The following is a 12,787-nucleotide window of genomic DNA, read 5'->3' on the forward strand; positions in this document are numbered from 1 at the left end:
CTTTGTAAACAGAAATGTATAGAAAGTAAATTTCCCCTTTTCTATTCTTTCACGTTGGATGGATATAGAGAGGGATTAGTGATATAATTTTCAGGTAAGTTTGTCGTAGTAAAAGGAAGGTGTATCCCGTTGAGTAAGGAAGCGAAAGACTACTCGAAATATTTTGATTTCTCCACTGCCAAAGTTGTAAAGCAGGATGACGAGAAAACGACGTACCGGATTAAGGGTAGGGATGTAACTATAAATTCTGTGCCTTCATATAAGGATGAGAAGCGCAGAGGGAAAGAAGCAATACAGGTCATCGATTATTCGATACCGGAAGAATTCCAAAAGATCGGTGCTGGCAAGAAATATACAATTTATACTTACGGTTGTCAGATGAACGAGCATGATACCGAGACGATGAAAGGCATGCTGGAGCAAATGGGCTACACTTCCACAGAGGACCGTACGGAAGCTGACGTCATTCTGCTGAACACGTGCGCGATACGGGAAAATGCGGAAGATAAGGTGTTCGGTGAATTAGGCCATCTGAAGCATCTGAAAATTCAAAAACCGGATTTGATTCTTGGCGTGTGCGGCTGCATGTCTCAGGAAGAGGCTGTAGTAGGCCGGATACTTAGCAAGCATCCGTTCGTTGACCTGATTTTTGGAACGCATAATATTCATAGACTTCCGGCGCTGCTGCAAGAAGCTCTGTTCAGCAAAGAAATGGTAGTGGAAGTATGGTCTAAAGAAGGCGACATTATCGAGAACATGCCGAAGAAGCGGCAAGGTCTCAAAGCGTGGGTCAACATTATGTACGGCTGCGACAAGTTCTGTACGTACTGTATCGTCCCTTATACCCGCGGGAAAGAACGGAGCCGCCGCCCGGAAGATGTCATCGCCGAAGTCAGAGAGCTGGCTCGTCAAGGCTTTAGGGAAGTTACGCTGCTTGGTCAGAACGTGAATGCGTACGGGAAAGATTTCGAGGACCTGAACTATACTTTCGGCGATCTGATGGACGATCTCCACAAAATTGATATTCCACGGTTACGCTTTACTACGTCCCATCCCAGGGACTTCGATGACCGTCTGATTCAAGTGCTGGCTCAAGGCGGGAATTTAGTAGAACATATACATCTGCCGGTCCAGTCAGGAAGTACGGAAGTACTTAAGCTGATGAGCAGAAAGTATACGAGAGAGCAGTATCTTGATCTGGTAGGCCGCATTAAGGCGGCAATTCCGAATGCCGTCCTGACGACCGATATTATCGTTGGCTTCCCGGGAGAAACCGAGGAGCAGTTCGAGGACACCCTGTCTCTAGTAAGGGAAGTCGGTTTCGATTCTGCCTATACGTTTATTTATTCACCGAGGGAAGGGACACCGGCAGCTTCGATGGAGGACAATGTTCCTGAAGAGGTTAAGAAGAAGCGCCTGCAGCGTTTGAACGAGTTGGTAAACCAGCAAAGTTTAAAGGCCAATCAGAATTTATTAGGTGAAACAGTCGAAGTGCTGGTCGAAGGCGAAAGCAAGAACAACCCGGATGTGCTCGCAGGCCGGACACGCTCCAACAAGCTTGTTCACTTTACCGGCAGCCGCGATTTAATCGGGACTTTCGTCAATGTACGCGTTACCGTCTCCCAAACATGGATCATTAAAGGCGAATTGGAATTTCAAGAAGAAGCAGCGTTAGCGTAAGTTATGATAGATAACAGGAGAGTGGATGAATTGGCACATATGCATGGGGATCAAGAGTGTTCAATGGAACATTACACGAATACGGAAATGGTAGTGCGTGAAGATATTTTAGCCAAAACAAAAGAGCTTGCTGAACTGATTTCGACTTCCGAAGAGGTGACCGTCTATCAGAAGGCAGAGGCGCTGATTAATGGAAATGAACGGATTCAACAATTAATTAGTGCCATTAAGAAAAAGCAAAAAGAGATTGTAGCATTCCAAACGTTCAAAAATGAGAAGATGGTTGCCAAAATCGAAGGAGAAATCGAGACACTGCAGGACGAGTTGGATGGTATTCCGCTCGTTGCCCAATTTCAGCAAAGCCAGGCTGATTTGAACTATCTGCTTCAATTGATTTTCTCTGTCATCCGCGATACGGTCTCAGAAAATATTAATGTAGAAGAAGGTACGGCTCCCGTGTCCTCCAGCTGCAGTGAATAACAACGAAGAAGAACAACGGCGCTGCCCGGGTATAGACCTTGGCGGCGTTTTTCTATGAACTGGAACCGGAGCAACCCAAAAAAATGATTGAATTTCTTTCAATGCTTTTGGTATAATTATTAGCATAGTTAAATATTTATAAAGAAACATTACAGATCCGGAGGGGTTAGAAACGATGAAGAAATTCGTATCGGCAGCATTGGTTGCCCTGTTCATGGTTGCACTGCTTGCAGCATGCGGACAGAACGACAAAGCCGCGGACAATGGCGGAGAAAGCGGCGGCAGCACAGAGAAGAAGATTTTGAAAATGGGGACTTCCGCAGACTATCCTCCTTATGAAGATGTAGATGTAACAACGAATGAAATCATCGGCTTCGACGTAGATATCGCTAAATACATCGGAGAGAAGCTCGGATTTGAAGTTCAGGTGGAGAACCTGGATTTTGACGGGCTGCTCGCCGCATTGTCTACGAAGAAAGTAGACTTCGTCATGGCGGGAATGACACCTACCGAAGAGCGTAAAACAAACGCTGATTTTACCGACATTTATTTCGACGCCAAGAATACGATTTTCTCAAAAAAAGGCAGCGGATTTAAAACACTGGAAGACCTGAAAGGCAAGAAAGTCGGCGTACAGCTTGGCTCCATTCAAGAGGATGCAGCTAAGGAAGTAGAAGGCCTGCAAATCGTGCCGCTGGGCAAAATTCCGGAAATCATTCAGGAAATCAAGGCCGGCCGTCTAGATGCAGCGATCATTGAAGACACGGTAGCCAAAGGCTATGCAGAAGCCAACGATGATCTGGAGTTCACGACAGTTGAGAACGAGGGAGAAAGCGGATCTGCGATCGCCTTCCCGAAAGGTTCTGATCAAGTTGAAGCCTTCAACAACGTTCTGAAGGAAATGAAAGAGAACGGCGAAATGGATAAACTTGTTAAGAAATGGTTTGAGAAATAGGACGCAGAAACCCGGGCATTCCGCCCGGGTTTTTATTTTGGCTGTTGAATCGTTATAATGATATAGGGAATACATACATGGCTAACGCCGAAAGGAGGGGTAAGTGAAATTTGAAAGCCTTAACTTTCGAGAAATTCGGAGGGCCTGAGGTCCTTCAGTATCGTGACGTTCCGGATCCTCTGGAGCGTTCCGGATGCGTAATTGTAACAATGAAGGCAGTCGGGCTGAATTATGCGGATATCTACCGCCGTAAAGGCAACTACCATTTGTCAGGACAACCTCCCTTTATTGCAGGATATGAGGGGGCGGGCGTAATTGAATGGGTAGCGGACGATGTTCAAGGGTATCAAGCCGGCGACCGTGTAGGATTTGCGGATGTTCCCTATGCGAATGCGGAAAAGGTGCTTGTTCCGGCGGATCATTTGATTCCGCTCCCGGAAGGTATCAGCTTTGCAACAGCAGCTGCTTCCTTACTGCAAGGCTTAACAGCCCACTATCTGTGCACGGACAGTTACCGGGTAAAGGCAGGTGACGATGTACTGGTGCACGCTGCAGCCGGCGGCGTAGGGAGTCTCCTTACCCAAATGATCCGATTCCAAGGAGGCAACGTGTTCGGACTTACCTCAAACGAAGAGAAACGGTCCGCCATCCTTTCTTCCGGAGTGGAGCATTGTGCGCTTTATTCAGAGTCCTGGGTCCAAAAAGCTGTGGATTGTTCCAGATCTGGGGAGGGGATGGATGCAGCCTTTGATTCTGTTGGATCTACGCTTGCCGAAAGTTTTGCCTCGGTGCGGCCGAAAGGTACGGTTGTATTTTACGGTATGGCTGGGGGAGATCCACAGCCTGTCGACCCGCGTATGCTCATGGATACTTCCAAGACATTGACGGGCGGGGATTTGTGGAGTTATCTGACTTCCCATGAAGAGAGAGTGAAGCGCGCGGGAATTCTTTTTCAGTGGATTCTAGATGAAAACCTGAAAATTACAGAGCCAGTCTGCTACGCGTTAGCAGAAGGGAAGGAAGCCCACCTCTACTTAGAAAGCCGCAAAAGTACAGGTAAGATTTTATTAATTCCATAGTCTATTCAATCAGGATCCAGGAGGGCGATACTTAATGATAAGAATCACATTTCATGGACATTCTTGTATACAGCTGGAGACAGAGGGACATTCGGTTATCATCGATCCGTTTTTGAACGGGAACCCTGCGGCAACAGCCAAACCGGACGAGATCAAAGTCCATTATGTACTGCTTACGCACGCCCATAACGATCATTTCGGAGACACCGACACCATCTCCAGGAACAATGAAGCACCTGTTCTTGCAATTGTCGAATTGGCGGATTATTTGCAAACCCAAGGCCTTAAAACGTTGGATATTAACATGGGCGGGACCGTTCACCTGCCGTTCGGCAAAGTGAAGATGGTTCCTGCTTTCCACAGTTCCAGCCTGGTGACGAAAGAGGGACAAACCCTGCATATGGGATCCGCTGCGGGGCTGATCATTCATTTTGGGGACAAGGTGTTCTACCATGCGGGCGACACATGCTTGTTCGGTGATATGAAACTGATCGGGGATATGTATGATATCGATGTGGCCTTCCTGCCGATCGGGGATCACTATACGATGGGACCTGACGACGCTGTCATAGCAGCTGAGTGGATCCAAGCGAAGACAATCGTACCGGTTCACTACAATACGTTTCCTCTGCTGAATCAGAATGCGGAAGAGTTTGCAGCGCGCGTGGAAGAAAACGGGCAGCATTGCTTGATTATGACACCGGGGGAAACAGTAGGTTTGTAGGGATCGCGAGACAACTAACAATTAGGAGGAACATTCATGGCAAAATCATTACAAGACCGCACTGTACTTAATAACGGCGTAGAAATGCCTTGGTTTGGCTTAGGCGTATGGCAGGTAGAGGAAGGAGAACAGGTGGAAAGCGCAATCGTGAATGCTATTCAAGCTGGATATAGAAGCATTGACACTGCTGCTGCGTATAAAAATGAAGAAGGCGTCGGTCGCGGCATTGCCCAAAGCGGCACGGATCGCGAAGAACTGTTTATCACCACCAAAGTTTGGAATGCGGATCAAGGGTACCAGTCCACTCTGGATGCATTTGAGTCAAGCCTGCAAAAACTCGGTCTGGATTATGTGGATCTATACCTGATTCATTGGCCTGTAAAAGGCAAATACAAAGAAACATGGCGAGCTATGGAACATTTATATAAAGAAGGCAGGGTTCGTGCCATCGGAGTAAGCAACTTCCAAGTGCATCATTTGCAGGACCTCATGGAAGACAGTGAAGTCGTGCCGGCAGTCAATCAGGTTGAATACCATCCGCGGTTGGCCCAGCTTGAGCTCCGTGCTTTTTGCGAAGAGCACAACATTCAGCTGGAAGCATGGAGCCCGCTCATGCAGGGAAAACTGCTGGATGAGCCGGTGTTGAAAGAGCTCGCGGAGAAATATAACAAAACGACTGCGCAAATCATCCTCCGCTGGGATCTGCAGAATGAAGTCGTGACGATTCCGAAATCGATCCAGAAAGAACGGATTATTTCTAACGCACAAATCTTCGACTTCGAGCTTTCGGCAGACGATATGGCGAAAATTGACGGTCTGAACCGCAATGAGCGCACAGGACCGGACCCGGATAATTTTAACTTCTAACATCTCGTTATTGAACATAAAGGCCGCCGATGAACTCGGCGGCCTTTATGTGTTCTATGAGCGCTTACTGTCTAAATGTTCTCTAATTTTTCTGCCGTGAAACCGGCCGGTCTCAATGAAGATCTCGTTTGCGTTACTGCCTGAAGAGATGACACCCGCGATGTACAATCCGGGAACATTGGTTTCCATCGTCTCTGGAGTAAAAGAGGGCAGTTCATGTGGACCGATTAACTTGATTCCGGCACCTGAGAGAAGTTTCCGGTCCGGACGGAAACCGGTTAATGCAAGAACAAAGTCGTTGGGGATCTGCTGCAGCTGCCCGTCGGTATTCACCGTAACCGAAGTCGGCGTAATATCGGTCACATGCGAGTTTAACAGCAGACGGATCCTGCCTTTGTCGACCATACCTTCAAAGATAGGCCGCACCCAAGGTTTCACACTGGAGGAGATGGAGGAACCCCTATAGACCATTGTCACTTCCGCACCTACCCGCAGCAGATCCATAGCTGCGTCAACTGCGGAATTGCTGCCTCCGATAATGACAGTTTTTGTTCCGCTGTAAGGATGGGCTTCCCTGTAATAATGGGTAACATTGGCCCCTTCTTCTCCTGGAATTCCCAGCATATTCGGGTGATCGAAATATCCGGTGGAAATGATTGTATATCTTGCTTTTAGAATTTCTTCTTCACCTGAACGATTTACCGTATTCACCGTGAACTCGCCTTCGGAGCCTTTAACCGAGATGACTTCGGTATAGGTCTTAATCCGCAGTTGATAGTGTTCCGCGGCTAAGCGGTAGTATGCTAATGCTTCGGAGCGGGAAGGTTTTTCGTACGGTGTCGAAAAAGGGAGATCCCCGATTTCCAGCATTTTCGGAGTGCTGAAAAACTGCAAATGAGTCGGGTATAGATAAATGGAGTGTACGATATTATGTTTTTCGACAACGAGGGGGTTATACCCGGCTTTTTGAAGCTCGATGGCGGCCGCAAGTCCGCAAGGGCCTGCCCCTACGATGATGACCTGTTCCATAGATGTGATTCCTCCGATCTCTGGGATGACAACTGACTTCTCACATAGTACAACATCTTTAGTAAAGTTGCCAAGCGGAGCAAGCAGCAGGGTTTACCTGCCTATTAATTTCCATTTCCTGCAGCTTTAGTCTATACCGAATGAGTCAATTCCTGTCCCTTAAGGGTAAAGCTATGTATCGTTACCGACTAGAAGTTTAGAACCGGAGGGATGGACATGAGTACATTATCGAAAGAACAGCTAAACACATTAAAAGGCCGCCTGGCTTCCGAGCGGGCTGACTTGGAGAACATGATAGAGGAAAACAACGATACAGTCAGGGAGGGAATGCTGGAAGCAACAGGAGACTTGTCTGCCTATGACAATCATCCAGGGGACAGCGGGACGGAAACGTTTGAAAAAAGCATGGACCTGTCAATGAATGTACACTGGCAGGAAAATTTGGGGGAGATCGATCAGGCCCTTGAACGAATGGAGGAAGGGACCTATGGAGTCTGTGAGGAATGCGGTAAGCCGATTCCTTATGAACGTTTAGAGGCAATGCCCGCAGCACGCTGCTGTATAGACCATGCTGACCGGTCGGATGCAGTGGACGAACGGCCTGTGGAAGAGGAACTGCTGGAACCTCTGCTCCCTAACAATCGGATGGATGATGCTGATGCATGGAAAAGTGTAGAGGAATACGGAACGGCCACACCGAACTCCCGGAACTTAAATAAATAAGAAAGATGGGAAAAAGGGCTGCGAACGCAGCCCTTTTTTATTGAGGAATTAGAGTTGGTCAATGAGCTTTTCCCAGGAAGTGTTATGCAGCTCAAACCAGCGGCACCCATAGGCTGCCCGGGCAATTTGGTGTACAAGTACGTCCGCGCCGTCAAGGCCTTCCAAATAACGTCCCAGAAAATGCACGTACACCACCAGAAACCGCAGTTTGACTAATGCTGCCAGGGCAACGATCTCCCTGTCTTCCAACTGATGACTGGATGAATAACCTTGAAACAGCAGCATAATCCGCGATCGTTGTACATCGTTGGAAACTTCCTCCCGGATAAGCTCTGAAACCAGAACTGCCAGTTCCATAGCCCTAAGCTCCAAAGTGGCAAACTCAAAATCCAGAATCGTTACGTAATCACCGTAAATTAAGGCATTGCTGAACACCAGATCGCTATGGACGATTTGAACAGGGAGGGATTTCAAGCCGGGAATGCTTTCTTCTAAGCGCTGGATTTCATCAAGCAAGTACGCGGTATCTGATGCAACCTCGGGCACTTGAGGCAAGGCAGCAGCTCCAGGAAGCTTGTCCCTAGTCAATAAAGGATGAACGTCGTAGATTTCATAATAAGGCAAATAGGAAGAAGGGACACTTGATTTTACGCGGGATAAGGCTTCAACCAGCTGTCCCGCCGCTTTACCCATCGCTTCGATATGCATCGGGGTATCCGAAGAGGGCCGGGTGCCGGGTGCTTTTTCAAAGAGAGCCGACAACTTTCCTGCGGATGACCGTGCATAGGTTGCACCGGATTCCGTTTGCACAAGCTTGGGAACTCCAAAAGGAAGCTTCATCTCTCCTAAACGGAGCATCACCTCGTGTTCAAATTGAACCTTGGCGATATCTTTATGGTTGTCATAAATGCGAAGCACATAGACCTGGTCTCCGGCGTATAGAAACCGGGTCGTATTGTTCATTCCGCTGGATTCCAACCGAATTTCCACTTCCGGACCGAGAGCGTATTGGGCTGCCAATTCTCTGATTTCCTGTTCTGTTGCTTTAGATGATTCGGACACCTTATTCACCTGTTTTCCCAATTCTGTTTTTGTACTATTGTAGTATAGCTTGGTCAGGTGTACAATTGGATTTTCGTGTTCCCGGCTTGGTATACTTAGAGACAGGCGACAACAAAATGGGGGCGGACGATCTGTATAAGAGAGATTATTTGATGCGGCTGATCGAACAAATGACAGAGGTTCTTGGAACCCGGCTGCTCCAGCTAAGGCAGGAAAAGAAGCAGAAGGAAGGCCTGGAGCTGATTGACGAGCAGCTGACGAAGCTGTATCTCCCGAAATCCAAGCTGCTGCATTCGGTTAGCGAAGAACATCTGCTGAACATGTTTAGTGTGAACGGGGTGCCAGAGTCTGATAAAATGGCTGCGGCCGGGCTGCTGCTCCGTCACCAGGCAGATATCTACAAGGATATGGAGATCGAAGCGGACCGGGCCAATGGGCTGAGAAAAGCTCTGTTTCTCTTACTGGCAGCGAAGCGCGAAGGATTTGATCCGGATGGGTTGACCGGCAGGGAAATTTCCGGCCTCTTGAAGGAGATGAATGCCGATAAAGCGGATCTCCCTGCGCTGACCGAACTGTTTTTAATGGACTACTATACAGGTGAAGGCCGTTATGATGCAGCGGAAAATTTATTGTATAGGCTCCCCCATAAATTGGACAGCGGGGTATATGAGGTTGGAAAGCGGTTTTATGATACGCTTTTCCAACTGGATGATCAGCAGCTCATGGAAGGCAATTTTAGCCGGGAGGAAGCCGAGGACGGATGGAAAGAGTGGCAGCAGAAATATAAGCCGAATTCTGAAACAATCAACATAGAGGAAGAGGAGCTGGATACGTGAACGGACAAATCAGAAAGAATATTACACCAGGCATCGAGGTAGATATCGTACTTAAGCAGGATCAGCGGACGGGCAAACTGACCCGCGGGATTGTGAAAGATTTGCTGACCAACTCCCCGACGCACCCGCATGGCATTAAAGTAAGGCTTACAGATGGTCAAGTAGGAAGAGTAAAACAGATTATAAGTGCTGGTTCCTAGGCGTATCATTGCTGTTGGAAACTATTTCTTTTCCGAATCATGCAACTTGTTTAGGTCTAAATTCGTTTCTAAATCATAGAATGGCGTTATAGGTATTTATAACGTATTCCAGTTGGACAACCATGGGACATTCTTACACAGAGGAAAGGAACGAATACGATGAAAACAATTTCGGTCAAGTTCGCAGCAATGCTTACAGCTGTTTTATTATTCAGCATGAATACGGGGGCGGTTTCCGCGACGGGGGCCTACACACCGGTGAAACCTTCAAAGGACACGCATGCAGCATATATCGATAAACTAGCACTTGCTAACGGCAAAACGGTTGTAGTAGCGGATTATATACAGTGGTACGAAGGGGCAAGCGCTGATAAAGTATTTTTGGATAGAGAACCGGATTCGGGTCTGGAAGGCGCACCGGACGGATATTATATTGTGAATGACAATGCCAAGCTCCGCAAACTAACGGTCTCCCCTAAGGCTGCCGTCTATATGCAGATTTACAATCGTACAGGGAACTGGGAAGACGCAGATATTGTCTGGAACGAAAAAATATCTCTGGCCGCATTTAAAAAACTTATTGCCAAAGATGCAAGCCTGAAAGATTACCCGTATCACCTGGTGGTGAAAGACGGCGTTGTCGTTAAAATTATTCAACAATATATCCCTTAATGAATAAGAACCGGCCATGAGGCCGGTTTTTTAGTTTAAATAATCAGAAAGTTAGCATGATGCTATGCTCTGTTCTGATATTGATCCGGAAAGAAACGATCTCCCCGCATATAGGACGGCGTAAGCCGTTTCACCTTGCTAAACAGCTTTAGTCGGATGCCGACTTGAGCGGGGAAGTCTGTTCCGTCTGCTCATAGACCGGAAGGACCGTACGGTAGAAATAGACATAAGCTGCGAGAAGAACAAGCGCGGATAACAGGAAAGGCAGCCTGGTATGACCGGATGCAAGCAAGGCCCCGGTTACGTAAACGGCGGCGGAAGAACCGATACTTCTTGATACCGTTCGCATGCCGGCGAAACGGTTACGGTCCGCCTCCGGGACAGCGGACATCGATTCGCTTTCCACGAGATTATTCAGCAGTGTAAACAACCCTCCCCGCAGCGGCAGCAGCAAACTAAAAAGCAAGACCGGCAACTGCAGGCCCAACAAAACGGCAGCAAGCAGGTTCAAAGGGAATAACAAACCGAATGTTCTCCGGACTCCTAGCTTCCGGGTAAGCATGGGAGCTGCGGAAGAACCGGCAAACAGCATGAGTCCGTTTATCGTCAGGAGTATGGAAGTGGCCGATTCGCTCCAATGATTGCGCTCTTTAATCATCAAATTTAAGTAGGGAGTAACCAGCATCAGCGACGTGCCAACTAATAAGGAGAAAACAGCCAGTTTCCAGCTGGTTCCTTTGTACATGGCAGCCATCTGCAACTTGATGGAAAGCTTTGCGCCGGATGGTTTCTCCGAACTGATCACCGGCGGCCTGGCGGGCAGCAGGGCCCAACGCAGAACAGCAAGCAGCAAAAGCAGAGCCCCTGCAAAAACGAGTGTTCCGACGTAACGGCCTTCTCCGTCAAGCCATTGCGGAAGCCATCCCCCAAGCAGCGTACCTACGCCTGTAAAAAGAGTAAATACAGAGAAAAGCACGCTGTAAGCCGTTCCTTCTTCTTGTTTCGATGCCGTGTAGGAAAATAAAAGCTGAATTTCCGAATTGACCAGCAATGTGATTCCAATGGATGTTATGATTTGAGCGCTATAGAACAAGGGCAGCGTATCTCCGCCTGCGAATAGGAAATACCCGATGCCCATCAGGCCTATTCCGCAGACCATTACGTTTTTGGCGCCCCAGCGATCCGTAAGCAGCCCTATCGGCAGGGAAATCAATCCGGTGATGATACTGGAAACGGATGTAATTTCACCAATTTGTTTCTCGTTCAGATGCATAGACAGTAAATGATAGTTCAATACCAAAGAGAACAGACCGATCCCGATGCCAAGGAGCGCCTCCGTCATCGCAAATCGCCTCACTCCGGCAGAAAGACTGTTCCATAATGAAAACATAACTTGTCCCCCTAAGATGACTGTAAGCCGATCTTTCTATCATATCAGGGGACTACAGGACATTCTAGAGATTTATTTGCCGATGGTCAGAAACAGGAGTACAATAAAGTCTTTACAGTATGGATTTCCGCTTGGAGGATAGGGTATGACTGAACATTCAAAAGGAACAGCTTATGCTGCAGGCGCCTATTTGCTTTGGGGACTGCTGCCGATTTATTGGAAAGTAGCGGGCCATGTGCCGTCGGATCAGATATTGGCGCACCGGGTATTTTGGGCTTGTATATTAATGCTGGCACTGCTGGGAGTCAGCCGGAAATGGACTGAATTTACCAGGCAGCTGAAAGATGTGCTCAAGCACCCGGCAAAGCTGCTTTCCCTGACTGCCGCGAGCCTGCTGATCAGCATCAACTGGTTCGTTTATATATGGGCCGTAAACTCCGGGCACCTGGTAGAATCCAGTATGGGCTATTATATCAATCCATTGGTCAGTGTTTTGCTTGGCATGTTCGTCCTCAAGGAGAAACTGAACACGATGCAGTGGGTCTCCTTTGCGCTGGCGGCAGCCGGAGTGCTTATCTTGACGATCCGCTTAGGGAACTTCCCGTGGATCGCGATCACGCTTGCTGTCTCTTTCGGGCTGTACGGTTTGGCTAAAAAATTAACGACGTTCGAAGCTTCCATCGGCTTAACGATGGAAACGCTAATTGTTACCCCGCTTGCAGCAGCTTATCTAATCTGGCTTTCCTTTCAAGGCAAACTTGATGTAGGCGGAGGGGAAGGGGCAACACTCTTGCTGCTTGTCGGCTCCGGTGCCGCTACTGCTGCGCCGCTGCTGCTCTTTGCTCTTGGAGCGCAGCGGATTCCGCTCTCACTTATCGGCTTTCTTCAATATATCGCACCTACGATCAGCCTGATTTTAGGGGTGTTCGTCTATGGGGAAACCTTCTCCCATGTGCATTTGATTGCCTTCTTGTTCATTTGGGCATCGCTTGCCGTCTTTACTTTATCCAGAACGGGCCTGTTCCGCAGGGCGGAATTGAAGTCTTAAGCCGTTACTCTTATCGACGATGCCGCCGTTCGTATGGTATGT

Annotated in this window: 14 protein-coding genes; 11 read left to right on the forward strand and 3 right to left on the reverse strand. The window is 48.1% G+C overall.

Annotation, left to right across the window (positions count from 1 at the left end):
- Positions 1 to 129 precede the first annotated feature (129 nt).
- The 6 genes from miaB (at position 130) to ACFSUF_RS11710 (ending at position 5,785) form a co-directional block, all read left to right on the forward strand.
- Positions 130 to 1,680 (forward strand): tRNA (N6-isopentenyl adenosine(37)-C2)-methylthiotransferase MiaB, encoded by a 1,551-nt coding sequence (miaB, locus tag ACFSUF_RS11685; protein ID WP_377602996.1) that lies wholly within the window; start codon positions 130 to 132, stop codon positions 1,678 to 1,680.
- A 39-nt stretch (positions 1,681 to 1,719) separates the two neighbouring features.
- A complete protein-coding gene (locus ACFSUF_RS11690) occupies positions 1,720 to 2,160 on the forward strand; it encodes a RicAFT regulatory complex protein RicA family protein (protein ID WP_377603165.1) in 441 nt (146 codons plus the stop codon).
- Positions 2,161 to 2,335: 175 nt separating this feature from the next.
- The gene (locus ACFSUF_RS11695; protein ID WP_377602998.1) at positions 2,336 to 3,115 is read left to right on the forward strand and encodes a transporter substrate-binding domain-containing protein; all 780 of its coding nucleotides are present in this window, start codon (positions 2,336 to 2,338) and stop codon (positions 3,113 to 3,115) included.
- Positions 3,116 to 3,225: 110 nt separating this feature from the next.
- Positions 3,226 to 4,194, forward strand: a complete 969-nt coding sequence (locus tag ACFSUF_RS11700; protein ID WP_377603000.1) for a quinone oxidoreductase family protein — start codon at positions 3,226 to 3,228, stop codon at positions 4,192 to 4,194.
- A 34-nt stretch (positions 4,195 to 4,228) separates the two neighbouring features.
- A complete protein-coding gene (locus ACFSUF_RS11705) occupies positions 4,229 to 4,918 on the forward strand; it encodes a metal-dependent hydrolase (protein ID WP_377603001.1) in 690 nt (229 codons plus the stop codon).
- A 36-nt stretch (positions 4,919 to 4,954) separates the two neighbouring features.
- Entirely contained in the window at positions 4,955 to 5,785 is an 831-nt protein-coding gene (locus ACFSUF_RS11710) for an aldo/keto reductase (protein WP_377603003.1), read from the forward strand.
- 54 nt (positions 5,786 to 5,839) lie between these two features.
- Here ACFSUF_RS11710 and ACFSUF_RS11715 read toward each other — a convergent pair whose 3' ends face one another.
- The gene (locus ACFSUF_RS11715; protein ID WP_377603005.1) at positions 5,840 to 6,814 is read right to left on the reverse strand and encodes a YpdA family putative bacillithiol disulfide reductase; all 975 of its coding nucleotides are present in this window, start codon (positions 6,812 to 6,814) and stop codon (positions 5,840 to 5,842) included.
- A 216-nt stretch (positions 6,815 to 7,030) separates the two neighbouring features.
- Here ACFSUF_RS11715 and ACFSUF_RS11720 point away from each other — a divergent pair, with 216 nt between their 5' ends.
- The gene (locus ACFSUF_RS11720; RefSeq protein ID WP_377603007.1) at positions 7,031 to 7,537 is read left to right on the forward strand and encodes a TraR/DksA C4-type zinc finger protein; all 507 of its coding nucleotides are present in this window, start codon (positions 7,031 to 7,033) and stop codon (positions 7,535 to 7,537) included.
- A gap of 48 nt (positions 7,538 to 7,585) precedes the next feature.
- Here the strand turns inward: ACFSUF_RS11720 and ACFSUF_RS11725 are convergent, their stop codons facing one another.
- Entirely contained in the window at positions 7,586 to 8,599 is a 1,014-nt protein-coding gene (locus ACFSUF_RS11725) for a phosphotransferase (RefSeq protein ID WP_377603009.1), read from the reverse strand.
- A gap of 65 nt (positions 8,600 to 8,664) precedes the next feature.
- Here ACFSUF_RS11725 and ACFSUF_RS11730 point away from each other — a divergent pair, with 65 nt between their 5' ends.
- From ACFSUF_RS11730 to ACFSUF_RS11740, 3 genes are all read left to right on the forward strand, one after another.
- Positions 8,665 to 9,435, forward strand: a complete 771-nt coding sequence (locus ACFSUF_RS11730) for a DUF6483 family protein (protein WP_377603011.1) — start codon at positions 8,665 to 8,667, stop codon at positions 9,433 to 9,435.
- Positions 9,432 to 9,635, forward strand: coding sequence for a YwbE family protein (locus tag ACFSUF_RS11735; RefSeq protein WP_377603013.1), 204 nt, complete (start codon positions 9,432 to 9,434; stop codon positions 9,633 to 9,635). Before ACFSUF_RS11730 ends, ACFSUF_RS11735 begins: the two co-directional genes overlap by 4 nt.
- Before the next feature lie 159 nt (positions 9,636 to 9,794).
- Positions 9,795 to 10,307, forward strand: coding sequence for a hypothetical protein (locus ACFSUF_RS11740; protein WP_377603015.1), 513 nt, complete (start codon positions 9,795 to 9,797; stop codon positions 10,305 to 10,307).
- 148 nt (positions 10,308 to 10,455) lie between these two features.
- On the opposite strand, the gene ACFSUF_RS11745 is transcribed toward ACFSUF_RS11740, so the two are convergent.
- A complete protein-coding gene (locus tag ACFSUF_RS11745) occupies positions 10,456 to 11,697 on the reverse strand; it encodes an MFS transporter (RefSeq protein WP_377603017.1) in 1,242 nt (413 codons plus the stop codon).
- 145 nt (positions 11,698 to 11,842) lie between these two features.
- On the opposite strand from ACFSUF_RS11745, the gene rarD reads away from it, so the two are divergent.
- Positions 11,843 to 12,745, forward strand: a complete 903-nt coding sequence (gene rarD / locus ACFSUF_RS11750; protein ID WP_377603019.1) for an EamA family transporter RarD — start codon at positions 11,843 to 11,845, stop codon at positions 12,743 to 12,745.
- Positions 12,746 to 12,787: the final 42 nt, after the last annotated feature.

The sequence above is a fragment of the Paenibacillus gansuensis genome (assembly GCF_042684925.1).
GTDB classification, from domain to species: Bacteria; Bacillota; Bacilli; order Paenibacillales; family DY6; genus Paenibacillus_N; species Paenibacillus_N gansuensis.

What these genes read in the sequence shown, in the direction of transcription:
- ACFSUF_RS11690 (WP_377603165.1), top strand. Translation starts at nt 1,720, where the DNA reads ATGCATGGGGATCAAGAGTGTTCAATGGAACATTACACGAATACGGAA.
- ACFSUF_RS11695 (WP_377602998.1), top strand. Translation starts at nt 2,336, where the DNA reads ATGAAGAAATTCGTATCGGCAGCATTGGTTGCCCTGTTCATGGTTGCA.
- ACFSUF_RS11705 (WP_377603001.1), top strand. Translation starts at nt 4,229, where the DNA reads ATGATAAGAATCACATTTCATGGACATTCTTGTATACAGCTGGAGACA.
- ACFSUF_RS11710 (WP_377603003.1), top strand. Translation starts at nt 4,955, where the DNA reads ATGGCAAAATCATTACAAGACCGCACTGTACTTAATAACGGCGTAGAA.
- ACFSUF_RS11715 (WP_377603005.1), bottom strand. Translation starts at nt 6,814, where the DNA reads ATGGAACAGGTCATCATCGTAGGGGCAGGCCCTTGCGGACTTGCGGCC.
- ACFSUF_RS11720 (WP_377603007.1), top strand. Translation starts at nt 7,031, where the DNA reads ATGAGTACATTATCGAAAGAACAGCTAAACACATTAAAAGGCCGCCTG.
- ACFSUF_RS11740 (WP_377603015.1), top strand. Translation starts at nt 9,795, where the DNA reads ATGAAAACAATTTCGGTCAAGTTCGCAGCAATGCTTACAGCTGTTTTA.
- ACFSUF_RS11745 (WP_377603017.1), bottom strand. Translation starts at nt 11,697, where the DNA reads ATGTTTTCATTATGGAACAGTCTTTCTGCCGGAGTGAGGCGATTTGCG.
- rarD (WP_377603019.1), top strand. Translation starts at nt 11,843, where the DNA reads ATGACTGAACATTCAAAAGGAACAGCTTATGCTGCAGGCGCCTATTTG.